This is a genomic window from Curvivirga sp., from assembly GCF_965219885.1.
Lineage (GTDB): Bacteria > Pseudomonadota > Alphaproteobacteria > UBA8366 > Aestuariispiraceae > Curvivirga.
The window spans coordinates 43,391-59,018 of the sequence record NZ_CBDCOT010000007.1; the positions used below are offsets into that span (position 1 = coordinate 43,391).

Sequence of the window (15,628 nt, forward strand, 5' to 3'; positions counted from 1 at the left end):
AATGTAAAAATGCGATATTCAGGTTTTTCGGTCATACGAGAAGCATTACGCGGAAACAAAGGATGGAAGCCCGTTTGGCGTGATCCAGAGCCTCAATCCGAATATGACATCATTATTGTCGGTGGCGGCGGCCATGGTTTGGCGACAGCTTATTATCTGGCAAAGGAATTCGGCGAGAAGAAAATTGCTGTCCTGGAAAAAGGATGGCTTGGTTCCGGTAATATTGGTCGAAATACCACTATTGTACGTTCCAACTATATGTTGGAGGGCAATGAGCCTTTCTATGAATTTTCCATGAAACTGTGGGAAAATTTGGAACAGGATTTCAATTATAATGCCATGATGTCCCAACGTGGGATTCTGAATCTTTGTCATACGGATGGACAACGTGATTCCTTCCGCCGTCGTGGCAATGCAATGTTACTTATGGGAGCTGATGCGGAATTGCTTACGAATGAGCAAATTCGCGAAATGTGCCCTTTCCTGAATTTCGACGATGCGCGTTTCCCAATTAAAGGTGGCTTGCTTCAACGTCGTGCGGGTACCGCGCGCCATGATGGTGTGGCTTGGGGCTATGCGCGTGGGGCGGATATGCATGGTGTGGATTTGATACAAAATTGTGAAGTAACAGGTTTTGTGGTCGAAAATGGCGTTTGCAAAGGCGTGGAAACTTCCCGTGGTACCATAAAAGCAAAAAAGGTGGGGGTAGCTGTAGCTGGATCATCTGGTTGTGTGATGGAAAAAGCAGGTATGAGATTACCAATTGAAAGTCACGTATTACAGGCTTTTGTGTCTGAAGGGCTCAAACCAACGATCCCTGGTGTGATTACATTTGGTGCTGGACATTTTTACGTTAGCCAATCTGATAAAGGTGGTTTGGTCTTTGGGGGTGATATCGATGGTTATAACACCTATGCGCAACGCGGGAACCTTCCTGTCATTGAAGACGTTTGTGAGGGCGGTATTGCTTTAATGCCAATGATCGGTCGTGCAAAACTACTGAGAAGTTGGGGCGGGATAATGGATATGTCTATGGATGGATCACCTTTCATCGACAAGACTCATATTGAGGGGCTCTATTTGAATGCAGGTTGGTGTTATGGCGGCTTTAAAGCCACACCTGCATCCGGCTATTGCTTTGCCCATTTGTTGTCCAAAGATGAACCTCATAAGGTTGCAACAGCTTATCGTTTAGACCGTTTCAAAACGGGCCATATCATTGATGAAAAGGGCGTCGGCGCCCAACCGAATTTGCATTAAGGGAGGATTGAGACATGATTATTAACCATCCTCTTTTAGGGCCGCGCGATGCACAGGAATTCACCTATCTAGGTGATGCTAGCATGATCCATCGTCCCGACTGGCAAGCGGAAAACGCTATAGATCAATTCCATGACTATACCTATCTAAGGGACAATCCCGCGGGATCCCATCGTGAACTTTGGTTTCATGAACAAGGTGATCGCAGTTGGCTAGTTGTGACACGAAATACACTGACACATGAGATTGAAAAAGTTGAATTGGCAAGCGATGTTGCCAAAGCTGAAGGACGAAGCCGATGAACAAAGATTTTCGCATTAAAGGCGGTCTTGTAAATCGCGACAAGAAGCTGAACTTTCGTTTTGAAGGCAAAGCTTATGAAGGGTATGAAGGCGACACGCTGGCGTCTGCATTGCTCGCCAATGGTGAACGTGTTCTTGCACGTAGTTTTAAATATCATCGCCCTCGTGGTGTTTTTTCAGCAGGATCAGAAGAGCCAAATGCGCTGGTGACCTTACGTGAAGGTGCTTATCAAGAACCTAATGTAAGAGCCACAGTGACTGAACTGTATGATGGTTTGGTTGCAAAAGGGCAGAATTATCGTGGTTGCTTGAAGCATGATTTAATGGCAATCAACGACCTGATGTCACCTTTCCTATCTGCAGGCTTTTATTACAAAACCTTTATGTGGCCTGCGATTTTTTGGGAAAAATTGTATGAGCCAATTATTCGCAAAGCGGCAGGGCTGGGTGAGTTATCCATGCTGGAAGATCCTGACGCTTATGACAAAGGTTTCTTACATTGTGATCTGTTGGTAATCGGTTCCGGTCCAAGTGGTTTGATAGCGGCGCTGGCTGCAGGTCGTGCAGGTTTACGTGTGATCTTGGCGGATGAAGATTTCAGAATGGGTGGTCGTCTAAATGCGGAAACTCAGGAAGTAGACGGTAAGGCAGGGCATGTTTGGGCTGAAGAAGTTTTATCAGAATTAGAAGGTATGAAAAATGTACGCCTTCTTTCCCGCACAACTGTTTATGGCGCATTTGACCATGGTATCTTTGGTGCATTGGAACGTGTAAGCGATCACAAAAAGGAAGGTTCTGGTGATGTACGTCAAATCTTATGGCGTATTTATTCCAAGCGCAGCATCTTAGCTGCTGGTGCCATTGAACGGTCTATTGCCTTTGGTAATAACGATCGTCCGGGCATTATGATGGCGGGTGCAGCGCGTGTATATGCCAATCGTTACGGTGTTGCTTTAGGTCAAAATATTTCCGTCTTCACCAATAATGATGATGGGTGGCAAACAGCGCGTGATCTTCATGCCAAAGGCGTGAATGTCGCAGCTATTATTGATAGTCGATCCTCGACCAATCAAACCGCGCCTTCGGGTGTTGAAACTATTATGAATACTGCTGTGATGGATACGAAAGGTCGTCATGGCTTAAACTCTATCACGCTGACTAATGGTCGAACCATAAAAACAGACGGCCTGGCTGTATCTGGCGGTTGGTCGCCGGCCGTTCATCTGACTTGCCATCAACGTGGCCGTCCTAGCTGGAATGAAGATTTGGCGGCATTTGTGCCTGGTGGTGATTTACCCGTGGGTATGTCTGCGGTTGGTTCAGCTAACGGCACGATGACCTTAAGCGCATGTTTGAATGAAGGTTTAAATATCGCAAATAAGGTTATTGAAGAATTAGGCGTGAAGCCATCCAACTTATCTATGCCACAAGCAGAGGACGAAGTTTTTGCTACATCCGCTTTCTGGTATGTGAAAGAAAGTAAAAAACGGGCTTGGGTCGATTTACAAAATGATGTGACTGCCAAAGATGTGAAACTTTCTCATCAAGAAGGTTTCCGCGCCGTTGAACATCTAAAGCGTTATACCACATTAGGCATGGCTACGGACCAAGGCAAAACATCTAATATGCTTGGATTGGCGATTATGGCGGAAGCTTCCGGCAAAACTATTCCAGAGGTCGGAACAACCATGTTCCGTCCACCATATAGTCCTGTATCCTTATCAGCCTTGGCTGGGCGAAGCCGTGGTAAGGAGTTCCGTCCGACACGTTTGACACCTTCTCATCAATGGGCCGAAGAACAAGGAGCTGTATTTGTTGAGGCTGGTGCATGGTTGCGTGCACAATGGTATCCAAAAGATGGTGAAGTCCATTGGCGGGAATCCGTTAATCGCGAAGCAAAAGCGGTTCGTGAATCTGTCGGGCTTTGTGATGTATCCACATTAGGCAAGATTGATATCCAAGGAAGTGATGCTGCTGAATTTTTAAATCGTATTTATGCCAATGGCTTTGCAAAACTGCCTGTTGGTAAGACGCGCTACGGTATCATGCTTCGCGAAGATGGTATGGTGATGGATGATGGGACCACAGCGAGATTGGCTGAAAATCATTTCTTAATGACCACAACTACAGCCAATGCGGTTGGGGTTTTCCGTCATATGGAATTCTGTAAACAATGTTTATGGCCTGATTTAGATGTTCAACTGATTTCAGCAACAGAACAATATGCACAATTTGCAGTGGCTGGCCCTAATTCGCGAAAAGTCTTGGAAAAGATCGTTGATAAAGAATGTGATATTTCCAATGACGCTTTTCCATTTATGGCCTGTGGCGATATCACTGTATGCGGCGGTGTCAAGGCACGTTTATTCCGTATCTCTTTCTCTGGTGAATTGGCTTATGAAATCGCGGTACCAGCCAGATATGGTGATAGCCTTGTACGTGTGCTTATGGAAGCAGGTGAAGAATTCAATATTACGCCTTATGGAACAGAGGCTTTGAATGTTTTACGGATTGAAAAAGGTCATGCCACTGGCAATGAGCTTAATGGTCAATCCACTGCTTTAAACCTTGGTATGGATCGTATGGTATCCCGAAAAAAGGATTTCATTGGAAATGTTTTGTATCAACGTGAGAACCTGATGCGAGAAGATGCTTTAAAGCTTGTTGGTTTTAAATCTGTTTCGTCAAATCAGGAATTATTAGCGGGAAGTCATTTTATTGGTGTCGATAAAAATAATGTCCAGGAAAATGACCAAGGTTGGATGACCTCTGTGTGTTATTCACCTAATTTAGAGAGTTTTATTGGATTAGGGTATATCAAATCAGGGGATAGCCGTATGGGTGAACGCGTACGGGCTGTTGATCTGTTAAGTAAAACAGAAACGCTTGTTGAAATTGTTAGTCCTCATTTTGTAGATCCGGAAGGGAGCCGTCTTCGTGACTGAGTATACACTTAATGCACAAACACCTCTAAATGGCTTTTCTTTGGAAAAGGATGGGGTTTCATTTAAAGAAGTTTCGCTTGTAGGAATGATTTCTATCGCACCGTTAACTGGACAAGAAGAAGCATTACATAAAGCTTTAAAAGACAGCTTTGACCTAGGTTTACCTAAAGTGAATAAGAAAACACTTTCAAATTCTGCATCCATTTATTGTGTTGCGAAGGATCAATTCTTTCTTGAAGTAGGTGAGGATCAAATCTCGAAGCTCAACGATTTTATGAAAGATAACGCCTCATTGGCTGCGATGACGGACCAAACGGATAGTTGGGTAAATGTGGAAGCGTCTGGTCCAAATGTGATCGGGAAATTTGAACGTTTATCAATGCTGGATATTCATCCGGATCATTTCGAAGTTGGATCTGTGGCGCGTACGGTTATGGAACATGTCGGCGTAATATTTAGTCGCGAAGCTAACCAGTCCAATGGTAATTTGACTTATCGCGTGATGGCGGCACGATCATTTGCGAAATCGTTAGAGCATGCTTTATCAATTTAGCTGAGTAAATCAAAAAAAAACCTCTCAAAATTTGAGAGGTTTTTTTGTTAATTCTTATTGATTAAATAAGTCATAAAGTCTTTGCGATATAGCGGACGGCTATGCAAATATCCTTGCACAAAGTCACATCCTCTTTCTCTTAGAATATCTTCTTGTTCCTGTGTTTCAACACCTTCGGCAACAACTTCGAGTTTTAAACTTTTTGCCATATTTAAAATGGAATCAACCAAGGCCATATTTTCTTCATCGGTTTCCATATCCTGAATGAAGGCTTTATCGATCTTTAATTTAGTGATCGGGAATTTCTTTAAGTAACTTAGTGATGAATAACCTGTCCCAAAATCGTCGATGGATAAGCCAACACCTAATTCGCGAATTTCTTGAAGTTGTTGCAAAATTTCATCCGTGTCTACGATGAGCAAACGTTCAGTAATTTCCAAAGTTAATTTAGTAGCCGGTAATCCGGTATTGATAAGGATTTCTTTGACTAAAGTCGGGATATGTTGTCGTTGGAATTGGAAGCTGGACATATTTACAGCAACACCCGGTGCATTTGATCCGATTTCTTCTATCCATTTTACAGCCTGAAGACAGGCTTTACGCAAAATGAGCTCTCCCATGGGGACGATGAGCCCAATTTCCTCTGCAAGTGGAATGAAATCGTCAGGGGAAATAAAACCTAATTCAGGATGATTCCATCTAACTAGAGCTTCTGCGCATGCTGTTCTGCTATTACTCATATCTGTGATAGGTTGGTAATACACATGGAATTCGTCATTTTCCAATCCATGATGTAATGCTGATTCCAATTGATGTCTTTTTTCAGCCTGCTCTGATAACTCACGGGTATAATAATGAAATGCATTTCGGCCTTTGTCTTTTGCCATATACATTGCACTATCTGCATTACGTAATAGTTCCGTTGTGATCTTGGCGTCATCTGGATAAAGAGTGATCCCAATACTTGCAGAAATGAAGATTTCGTGTCCATCGATATTATATGGCGTAGATAAACTTTTGAGAATGCGTTTCACGATTCTTTCTAGATTATACATGTTGACGATATTTGGTAGGATTGCGGCAAATTCATCTCCACCCAAACGTGCAGCTGTATCCGTTTTACGTAATTCCCCCAATAGACGCTTTGTAACGCGTTGCAATAATAGATCACCGACAGCATGACCAAGAGTGTCATTTACATTTTTAAAACGGTCAAGATCAATGAAAAGTAAAGCAACTTGATGATCTTCGCGTTCTGCCCTATCAATTGCGCGCGTGAAGCGGTCCGCAAATAGATTGCGATTTGCCAAACCTGTCAGAGAATCGAAATTTGCTTGTCGAATAATATGCTCTTCATCTTGTTTGCGTTTGGTGATGTCACTGAACAAAGAGACATACCCTTCAAGATTTCCATCGCTATCATATAAGCTCGTAATCGTTAACCATTCGGGATAAACCTCCCCGCTTTTACGACGATTCCATATCTCCCCTCCCCAGAAACCTTTATCATTTAAATTGGCATACATATCTTCATAGAAGGTTTGATCTTGATGGCCGGAATTTAGGATTGAGGGGCTTAATCCAATCACATCATTTTGTTCATGCCCTGTGATATCTGTAAAAGCGTTGTTTACGGTTAATATTCTATTTTCTGCGTCCGTAACCATGACTGCTTCAGTCGCGGAGTTAAAAACAGTCGCAGCTAAGCGTAGTTGTTTTTCATTTTCTTTGCTGCTGGTTGTATCAAACAGGACACCGATATAATGCGTTAACTCGCCTGTTTCATTGAGGACTGGGGAAATACTGGCTGTTACGTAAACTCGTCTACCATCTTTGGTTTTGTTAATAAACTCGCCCAACCAGGAATCGCCCTTGTTTAAATTTCCCCACATTTCTTGATAAACGGAGGCCTCCGTTTCGTTACTTCTTAGTAAACGTGGATTTTTATTTTCTACTTCATCAAAATCATACCCAAAAACGCTTGTAAATGCAGGGTTAATATAGCGGATAGAGCGTTCCGCATCTGTGATGAGTACGGAAACTGGAGATTGATGTAAAGCAGCGGATAGAAGTTTTATTTGTTCCTTTAGTCTTGTCGATTTTTCGTATTCTCTTCTTACTCGATAGACCGAAAAGGCAATCAGGGTTGATATTGCACTCAAACCTAAAATAAGCGGAAGATTTCGCCCTAACCATGACCAGAATGTTCCATCATGGCATAGGGTAACGACCACTGCGAGAGGGAATTTTTCTAATAGTTGTATGACGATCGTTTCTTGTTCAAAGATACCTGAATACAAATTTGTAGATGATTGTTCAGCGCCATCTTTTAACAACTGATTTATTAATGATCCATTAAGCGCATCATTGTTCAGATCTGATGTTCCTAGAATAAATTTTGTCTTCTGATTAGGTATAAAACCGTAAACACCAACCTTATCTTCAGGTAAGAGTTTTAGGTCCTCAATGATATCTATGAAGTAACTTGTATTTAAGGCGGCGATCAATTCATATTTGCTATCTGCATCATCATTGAAAATAGGAAGCGTTAATGAAAGAGGTATTAGGGACCGTCTTTTGTTATCAACTGGGGGATCTCCGATAACAGGTAGGAAGCGGCTGAAAATTTGTTCGCCGATTTTCAAAGCGTCATTGGTGTCTATTGGTTGCCCCAGTTTTATTTGAGAGCGATCTATTTCTCTTGAGCGATTTTTTGCTGAGTCAAAAACTAACCGATCATCTTTGAATATCACAACTTGTCTTATATGAGGGGCAAACCCAAGAATACGTCTTGTGCTTGCCATTAATTCTTGTTCACCGATTAAACCTATTTCATAGAGATGCATTTCTTCGGAGACAGCCAGAAGACTGGCTTCTACGGACTCTATAGCGCGGGCGTAACTATTTTCAATGATACCTGCGTAGAGACTCGCATTTGATTTTCTTTCTTGAACGGTTTGTGAAAAACTCGACCATAAAGTGAATATCAACAAGAATGTGAAGCTGATGGCAATGATCCAGCTCCAAAAAATGAGAGATTTTCTTTTTTTATAATGATTTAAGTTGGTTACGATCATATCAATAATAAAATTATGGTAATTTGTTGCTTTTATTATAAAAATTATGAGGTGGGTGATAGCAGTAGAGATAAATTGAGACATTGATCTAGAGCAAAGCTGATTGAGGATCTCTATGTTAGCTCATCATCTGGATTGGCTGTGAGATTAAAAAAAATCCTAGCAGGAGAAAATAATGCAATCTTTCATAGCTTTATTAGGTGTCGTTTTGACTTTTGGGATTGCGACCATTGCGCAGGCAGAAACAAGAATAGATTTAATAAAAAAAACAAACATTTTAAGGGTTTGCATATGGCCTGAATATTTTGCCATTTCTTATAGAAATCCACGGACTTATGAGTTGGAAGGTGTCGATGTTGATATGGCCCGGGAATTAGCCAACGAATTGGATGTTGATTTGATTTTTGTGGATAGTTCATTCGCCAAACTTGCCAAAAACATGACCACGAATGTATGTGATATTTCTATGCATGGTGTTGGTGTGAGAGAAAGTCGTAAACAGTTTATGGACTTTTCCAATCCGCATCTCTCAAGCGGTATTTATGCGGTAGGTATGAGGAATAACAAACTCATTCAATCTTGGGAAGATATTGACCAAGTAGGGAATATAGTCGTTGTGCAGAAGGCAACCTATATGGAACCTGTCATGCGAGACTATCTTAAGAGAGCAGAGTTGAGCGTTGTCGAAAGTTTTAAGGCAAGAGAGCAGGAAGTAGAAGCTGGGCGAGCCGATGTGTTCATGACCGATTATCCTTACGGGCATAGAATGAGTTCACTGACAAACTGGGCGTTATTGATGGCACCTGAAGAAAAGCTTGCGGTCACCCCATACGCTTATGCTTTGCCAAAAGGCGAGCCTGATTGGATGGAATATGTGAATAATTTCATCGCAAGGATTAAGGCAGATGGCCGATTAAAAACCTCTGCAGCCAAATATGGTTTGTTACCAATTGTTGCCCCTTGATTTTAAAATATTCCAAACTCTAAAAATAGTGCCTTTTCTTTTCATATCTTTAAGTGAGAAAGTATTTAAAAACCGATCTTGCGTAACGGGTTATACTCGCATTAAAATCTCGCAAATTGGGTGATGTAAGGTAAAGAAATGTTATCGGTATTCCGTTTTTTGATATTGGCCTATGCAATAATAGGTGCTGCATCTTTGTCATGGGCGAAGAAAAATGAAGAAGGTGTGGCCGTCATTATTGGCAACAAATCTTATTCAGATCGAATTCCGGAAGTTTCGTATGCCCATCGTGACGCTGACGCGATGCGATATTACATTCTTAACGTCTTAGGATATGCAGAAGAAAACGTTATTGACTTAAGGGATGCAACTAAATCCCAATTAGAATCTGCATTTGGAAATTCAAATAGTCATAAAGGGCAAATTTGGCAGTATATTGATCCTGCAGGTACATCCGATGTGACAATTTATTATTCCGGACATGGCGTGCCTGGAAGTGATAAACGCGGTTATCTTTTACCATCAGATGCAAATCCTGATACTGCTGAAATTAACGGTTATCCCATTGACTTACTTTATGAAAACTTAGGTAAATTAAACACACGTAGCGTGACAATATTACTGGATGCCTGTTTCTCAGGGGATAGTGGCGGGGGGATGCTAATCCGTAACGCCTCACCAGTCTTCATGGAAAGCGAAGTGCCGGAAACAAGTGGTGAGAACATGACGGTCATTACAGCAGCAAGCGGCACGCAATTGGCCTCTTGGGATCAAAACGCACAACATGGTTTATTCACACATCATCTATTAGATGCATTATATGGTGACGCTGATGACAATACGGATGGTCAAATTACCGCACTTGAAGTGAAATCTTATCTGGATAAGAAAATGACGCGGGCAGCACGTCGTAATTACCGACGGGAACAAGATGCGAGTTTAAGCGGTGAAGTTTCAGCGGTATTGGGATTTCAGATTGATGGAGTATTTGCTTCGCGTCCCTCTCTTGATACGCAAGGAACTGCTGATAGCACTCCGATACCCATAGAAATTGATGTAGAAGAAGTTTCTAAGCATCTATTTGCAACTAAAAATGCCAATATTCGAAATTATCCATCCATACAAGGGGATAAAATTGGTCAGTTTAAAAAAGGTGAGCTGGTTGTTGTTACCGGTAAAGCAGGTGAGTGGTATCGGGTAGCGATCGCCAATAGTACTGATCTTGGATATGTTTATAGTAATTTACTGGGTGAAAAACATGCCCAAGTTTCGGATTTCGAAAGCATTCAAGAATGTGACGAATGCCCGGAAATGGTGAAGCTTCCAAAAGGAAGTTTTGTCATGGGATCTGACAATGGTGCAGAGGACGAAGCACCTGCCCATAAAGTGACAATTGATTATGATTTTGCTGTCAGTCGATCGGAAATCACAGTTGGTCAATTTTCTCAATTTGTCTCAGAAACTGATTATCATGCTGGAGCCACCTGTCATGTGTCTGAAAATGGCAAATGGAAAGAAGTATCTTTTTCATGGGTCTATCCAAATTTTGTACAAGATCGTGATCACCCTGTCGTATGTATGAACTGGAATGATGCGCAGGCTTATGTTGAATGGCTAAGCAAGAAAACGGGGCGAGATTATCGCCTCTTGTCCGAAGCAGAATGGGAATATGCGGCAAAGGGTGGCATGAAAGGGAAGTTCTGGTTCGATAACATAGCAATGTTGCAATGCACCTATATAAATGGTGCAGCAGATGAGACTGAGGAGGAAAACCGTCTTCAGGAATGTTCTGATGAATTTAAATATACAGCACCAGTATATTATATGCCTACAAATCCTTTCGGGCTTTTTGCCATGAATGGTAATGTTTGGGAATGGGTGCAGGATTGTAATACAGATAATTATCAAAATGCCCCGTCAAATGGTAAGGCGGATGAAAGCCATGGTTGTGATCAACGTGCTTTGCGCGGTGGCGGGTTTTTGAACAGCGGGGATGCTTTATCGAATATCAATCGCGGTAGTATTAATCCGGACCGTCGTGATTTTGATACAGGTTTTCGGATTGCACTTAGCTTAAATTAAGATTTGAGTTTAAGAGAGAACTAGTGAAACTAATTCTCTCTTAATAAATTTAGTGAAACTATAATTCGCTTATTTGATAACTGGATGTTGCAAGCCATTCTGGACTAATTTCAACACCCCAACCAGGTTCATCCGTAACGGTCGCATGACCATCAACTATTTGGTAAGGATCTTTTACAAAAAGCTCTTGTTGCCATGGATAATATTCAGGCCCTTCGATAGAGAATTCCAGATATTTACCTGCATTTGGTATAGCACGTAATAGATGCATGGTGAATAATGTAACCATGGATAGATTTGCACAATGTGGTGTACATTTATAGCCACGCTCGGCCCCCATCTTTGTCACTTCCATGGTTCTAATCATGCCGCCCATATATAAAATATCTGGCTGGATCACATTAACAGCCCCCATATCCATCATACGTTTCCAATGTTGAAAATCGCAATCCTGCTCACCGCCAGTCACGTCTAGAGAAATAACGTCAGTAACCTGTTTAGTTTCTTCCATAAGCCAATAGGGACATGGTTCTTCAAAATGTTCAACACCGTTTGCTTCTAACATATGGCCAACTTCAATGGCCCGTTTTGCGGAGAAACCGGAATTCCCATCAACAAGCAAGGAAACGTCATCGCCCAACGTTTTACGGACGGTTGGAACAACCTCTTCGGTTCGACCGGGCCATTCATCGACATCCCGTCCGCATTCAGCTCCTACTCTGAATTTGAAGGCATCAAAACCATATTTATCTTTAAGTGCTTTTAAACGATCCGCTTCATCCTGTGGTGTGATATCGCGGCGCATGGAAGAGGCATAACTTCTTAAAGATCCGGCAGTACCGCCTAATAATTCTGCGACTGGTTTTTCTGCGACTTTACCGCGCCAATCCCATACAGCCGTATCCAAGCCGGACATGGCACGTAACACATATGACCCTGGATATTTATGTTCATGTTCAGGAATTTTATCGATGACAGTCTCAATATCTTCGATTTCTGTACCCAATGCCCATGGGGCAATTTGGCGATGAAAAATCTGGCATGTAATATCGGAATTATACGTAGATACTTGCCCCCAACCTTGCTTACCATCTTCTGTTGTAAGGCGGACAAAGCCAACAAATTCATTTGTGAATGTTTCTAGTTTGGTAATTTTCATTTTAATCGGCCTTTAAAATTAAGTCTGCTGCACGATGGGCGAGCATTAAAACAGGTGCATTTGTGTTGCCTGAGGTTACATTTGGAAAGACAGAAGCATCCACCACGCGTAAGCCATCTACACCAAAAACTTTTAGATTTGAATCCGTGACGGAAGTTGAAATATCAGAACCCATTTTGCAGGTGGAAACAGGATGGAAGACTGTGCCGGAACGGTTGCGGAAATCTTCTAAGAGTGATGTATCATCCATTTTCCGGAAATCATCATTCATTGGTTCTTTTATCAACTTTGCCATTGCATCCGTATTCATAATACGTTGGCATAGTTTGGCCCCTGCAATAACATCCTGCATATCTTTATCTGTTGAAAGATAGTTAGGTTTGATTAACGGCATTTCACTAGGATCATTACTGGCAATATCAATGCGACCACGACTCGTTGGACGAGATGGTTGCATACCAATGATAAATCCGGGGAAAGGGTCAGGATTAATAACAGTTCGCTTTCCTGCAACCTGTGTCGTATAGGTGACCGGATTGAAATAAAGCTGTTGATCTGGATAGGTGAGAGAGGTATTGCTTTTAAAAAAGCCACCGCATTGATTCACACTTAATGATAAAGGACCTTTTCGCGTTAGCACATATTGCATGCCAGCTAAGAGCTTCCCCCACCATGGAGAAAGAACATTATTCAATGTTGGTTCTGTAGCTTTGAAATAGTAGTTAATGCCCAGATGATCTTGTAAATTCCCGCCAATATTTTCATTGTCCACAAGAACTGGAATATCATGTTGTTTTAATAATTTTGCAGGCCCTAATCCTGATCGTTGCAAGATAGCAGGAGAGGCTACCGTACCTGCAGAAAGAATAACTTCTTTTCGGGCGTTTATAATTTGGGGGCGGCCATTTTTACGATAAACCACGCCAGCAGCTCGTTTGCTTTCAAAATTGATATGATCAACTTCCGCATGAAGAATGATTTTAAGATTTGATCTATTTTTTACTGGATGCAGAAAAGCCGTCGCAGAAGAACTTCGGAAACCATTTTTCGTGGTGATCCGATATTCGCTAGCACCTTCATAATCATCACTATTATGATTTTTGGTTCTGGGAATATTAAGTTCTTTCGCAGCATCGAAAAAATGACGACACACTTTGTGAACTTGATCCGATACATCCGACACATGAATAGGGCCATTGCCAGTTTTGCTACCGTCTGGTTCAATATTGGTTTCAATTGCTTCAAAATGTGGTTTTACATTTTCCCAGTCCCAACCCGTGGCACCAGCTTCCTCCCAATCATTAAAGTCATTGGGCAGGCCGCGACAATAAACGAGCGCATTAATGGAGCTTGATCCACCCAACGTTTTTCCACGTGGCCAATAATCTGCACGTCCGTTTAAACCTTTGTCGGCTTGGGCAGAATACTTCCAGTTGAGTTTGTCATTGTAAAAAGCTTTGCCATATCCCACAGGCATTTTTACCCATGGGGAAGTGTCTTTACTACCTGCTTCCAACAGGGCAATAGTGTATTTGCCATTCTCACTTAATTTATTGGCAAGAATACAACCTGCAGAACCGGCACCAACAATGACATAATCAAATTCAGCCATGGAAATTTACCCATACCATAACATTCACGAAATCTTACCTTCTTGAATGCATGTCGACAGGGAAATTGAAAAGCAAAAAAATCTTTGAGATATACCTAAAATATTTTGTCGAAACTCTATATTGGGGTGATTTTATTTGCGCTTAATTGTCATTGTTACTGACCTTCAATTATGAATTTATGAAGCTTTTCAATGTCATTTTCCATTTCAAAGACTTTTTCTTCACCAGTCATAATATGATCTAGATATATGGGTAAAGCAGGCTGGCATCCGATAGCTTTTTTTACTGTCTCAGGGAATTTCGCAGGATGAGCTGTTCCCAATACGATTGTGGGGATGGTTGAATTTTTTTTGTTAACATTTGCTGCTTCGACACCAATGGCGGTATGCGGGTCAAGGACTTCACCAGTTTGATCGAAGGTTTCTTGAATTACTTCAATCGTACGTTCATCACTTACACGATATGCGTCAAATAAAGATTTTGCTGTGGCTAATATCTCTTCAGAAACCTCATAAAATCCATGTACTTTGAAGTCGTTCATAAGCTGTTTAACTTGCTTTCCATCACGATCGAAAAGTTCAAATAAGAGCCTTTCAAAATTACTAGAAATTTGTATATCCATGCTCGGCGTAAGTGACGGTTCCACATTTTGGGCTTCCATTTTACCCGTTTCAAAGAAGCGCGTGATAATGTCATTTCGATTTGATCCGATGATTAATTTATTGATCGGCAAGCCCATAGATCGGGCGATATGACCCGCATACACATTTCCAAAGTTACCTGTTGGCACAACAAAATTGAATTTAGTCTCAGATATACCCAGATTGAGGCCTGCATGAAAATAGTAGATGACTTGCGCCGCAATACGTGCCCAGTTTATTGAATTTACGGCAGTAACATAATCTTTTTCATTAAGCTCTTTGTCGTTGAGTAAAGCTTTCACCATTGCCTGACAGTCATCAAAACTGCCATTAATTGCTAGATTAGTGATGTTGTCTGCATGAACGGTAGTCATTTGTTTGCGTTGCACATCTGACACACGCCCTTTCGGATGTAACATATATAACTTGATGTTATCGCGGTCCTTAACTGCTTCGATTGCAGCAGATCCTGTGTCCCCAGATGTAGCGCCGATAATAACGGCTTGATTGCCTTTTTGCTTAAGGACATGATCCAAAATACGACCTAAAAATTGTAGGGCAAAATCTTTAAATGCGATGGTAGGGCCGTGAAAAAGCTCCATTAACCAAAGGTTATGATCTAACTGTTTCAGCGGTGCGATTGCATTATGGTGGAATGAACCATATGCATCATCCACAATCTCTTGGATTACGTGTTTTGGAATCTGATCACCCAATAGATACGGCAATAACTCCGATGCCAATTCTTTATAATTTTTCCCTTTTAAAGCTTGAAGATCTTTAAATGATAATTTGGGTAGATTTTGCGGCACATATAAACCGCCATCCTTTGCCATGGCAGATAAAAGAACTTCATCAAATTTAACATCGGAAACACCCCCGCGGGTACTTTCAAAAAGCATAATGCATCGCCTTTGTAGAATATCGGAAAATCTAGTTTCTTGATGCGAATACATCCTAGGCATGAAAAGAAATTTGGGGAGCCTCAAAAAAGTAATATCGCATTCAAATTTTAGGAATTTGCATTGTGTC

The 15,628-nt window shown here is 41.6% G+C and carries 10 protein-coding genes; 6 read left to right on the forward strand and 4 right to left on the reverse strand.

From position 1 onward, the window contains the following. The first annotated feature begins 9 nt into the window (after positions 1–9). The 4 genes from ACOQOA_RS00320 to ACOQOA_RS00335 are packed head-to-tail and all read left to right on the forward strand — an operon-like array spanning position 10 to position 5,060. The gene (locus ACOQOA_RS00320) at positions 10–1,260 is read left to right on the forward strand and encodes a sarcosine oxidase subunit beta family protein (protein ID WP_420546706.1); all 1,251 of its coding nucleotides are present in this window, start codon (positions 10–12) and stop codon (positions 1,258–1,260) included. Positions 1,261–1,274: 14 nt separating this feature from the next. After that, positions 1,275–1,562 (forward strand): sarcosine oxidase subunit delta, encoded by a 288-nt coding sequence (locus tag ACOQOA_RS00325; protein WP_420546707.1) that lies wholly within the window; start codon positions 1,275–1,277, stop codon positions 1,560–1,562. Continuing rightward, entirely contained in the window at positions 1,559–4,507 is a 2,949-nt protein-coding gene (locus ACOQOA_RS00330) for a sarcosine oxidase subunit alpha family protein (protein ID WP_420546708.1), read from the forward strand. Before ACOQOA_RS00325 ends, ACOQOA_RS00330 begins: the two co-directional genes overlap by 4 nt. Continuing rightward, positions 4,500–5,060, forward strand: coding sequence for a sarcosine oxidase subunit gamma (locus ACOQOA_RS00335; RefSeq protein WP_420546709.1), 561 nt, complete (start codon positions 4,500–4,502; stop codon positions 5,058–5,060). The genes ACOQOA_RS00330 and ACOQOA_RS00335 overlap by 8 nt, the downstream gene beginning before the upstream one ends. A 47-nt stretch (positions 5,061–5,107) precedes the next feature. On the opposite strand, the gene ACOQOA_RS00340 is transcribed toward ACOQOA_RS00335, so the two are convergent. Beyond that, complete coding sequence (locus tag ACOQOA_RS00340) at positions 5,108–8,053, reverse strand: EAL domain-containing protein (protein ID WP_420546710.1); 2,946 nt, start codon at positions 8,051–8,053, stop codon at positions 5,108–5,110. 259 nt (positions 8,054–8,312) lie between these two features. On the opposite strand from ACOQOA_RS00340, the gene ACOQOA_RS00345 reads away from it, so the two are divergent. Beyond that, the gene (locus ACOQOA_RS00345) at positions 8,313–9,101 is read left to right on the forward strand and encodes a substrate-binding periplasmic protein (RefSeq protein ID WP_420546711.1); all 789 of its coding nucleotides are present in this window, start codon (positions 8,313–8,315) and stop codon (positions 9,099–9,101) included. 138 nt (positions 9,102–9,239) lie between these two features. Next, complete coding sequence (locus ACOQOA_RS00350) at positions 9,240–11,183, forward strand: SUMF1/EgtB/PvdO family nonheme iron enzyme (protein ID WP_420546712.1); 1,944 nt, start codon at positions 9,240–9,242, stop codon at positions 11,181–11,183. Positions 11,184–11,241: 58 nt separating this feature from the next. On the opposite strand, the gene ACOQOA_RS00355 is transcribed toward ACOQOA_RS00350, so the two are convergent. The 3 genes from ACOQOA_RS00355 to thrC all read right to left on the reverse strand — a co-directional run bounded on the left by ACOQOA_RS00355 (position 11,242) and on the right by thrC (position 15,498). Next, positions 11,242–12,342 carry a mandelate racemase/muconate lactonizing enzyme family protein gene (locus ACOQOA_RS00355; protein ID WP_420546713.1) on the reverse strand — a complete coding sequence of 367 codons (1,101 nt, stop codon included), beginning with the start codon at positions 12,340–12,342 and terminating at the stop codon, positions 11,242–11,244. A 1-nt stretch (position 12,343) separates the two neighbouring features. After that, the gene (locus ACOQOA_RS00360; RefSeq protein ID WP_420546714.1) at positions 12,344–13,954 is read right to left on the reverse strand and encodes a GMC family oxidoreductase; all 1,611 of its coding nucleotides are present in this window, start codon (positions 13,952–13,954) and stop codon (positions 12,344–12,346) included. 155 nt (positions 13,955–14,109) lie between these two features. Next, complete coding sequence (thrC, locus tag ACOQOA_RS00365) at positions 14,110–15,498, reverse strand: threonine synthase (RefSeq protein ID WP_420546715.1); 1,389 nt, start codon at positions 15,496–15,498, stop codon at positions 14,110–14,112. Positions 15,499–15,628: the final 130 nt, after the last annotated feature.

Bases quoted from the DNA above. Each gene is read 5' to 3' on its own strand.
- ACOQOA_RS00320 (WP_420546706.1), top strand. From the start codon at position 10: ATGCGATATTCAGGTTTTTCGGTCATACGAGAAGCATTACGCGGAAAC.
- ACOQOA_RS00325 (WP_420546707.1), top strand. From the start codon at position 1,275: ATGATTATTAACCATCCTCTTTTAGGGCCGCGCGATGCACAGGAATTC.
- ACOQOA_RS00330 (WP_420546708.1), top strand. From the start codon at position 1,559: ATGAACAAAGATTTTCGCATTAAAGGCGGTCTTGTAAATCGCGACAAG.
- ACOQOA_RS00350 (WP_420546712.1), top strand. From the start codon at position 9,240: ATGTTATCGGTATTCCGTTTTTTGATATTGGCCTATGCAATAATAGGT.
- ACOQOA_RS00345 (WP_420546711.1), top strand. From the start codon at position 8,313: ATGCAATCTTTCATAGCTTTATTAGGTGTCGTTTTGACTTTTGGGATT.
- ACOQOA_RS00360 (WP_420546714.1), bottom strand. From the start codon at position 13,954: ATGGCTGAATTTGATTATGTCATTGTTGGTGCCGGTTCTGCAGGTTGT.
- thrC (WP_420546715.1), bottom strand. From the start codon at position 15,498: ATGCTTTTTGAAAGTACCCGCGGGGGTGTTTCCGATGTTAAATTTGAT.
- ACOQOA_RS00355 (WP_420546713.1), bottom strand. From the start codon at position 12,342: ATGAAAATTACCAAACTAGAAACATTCACAAATGAATTTGTTGGCTTT.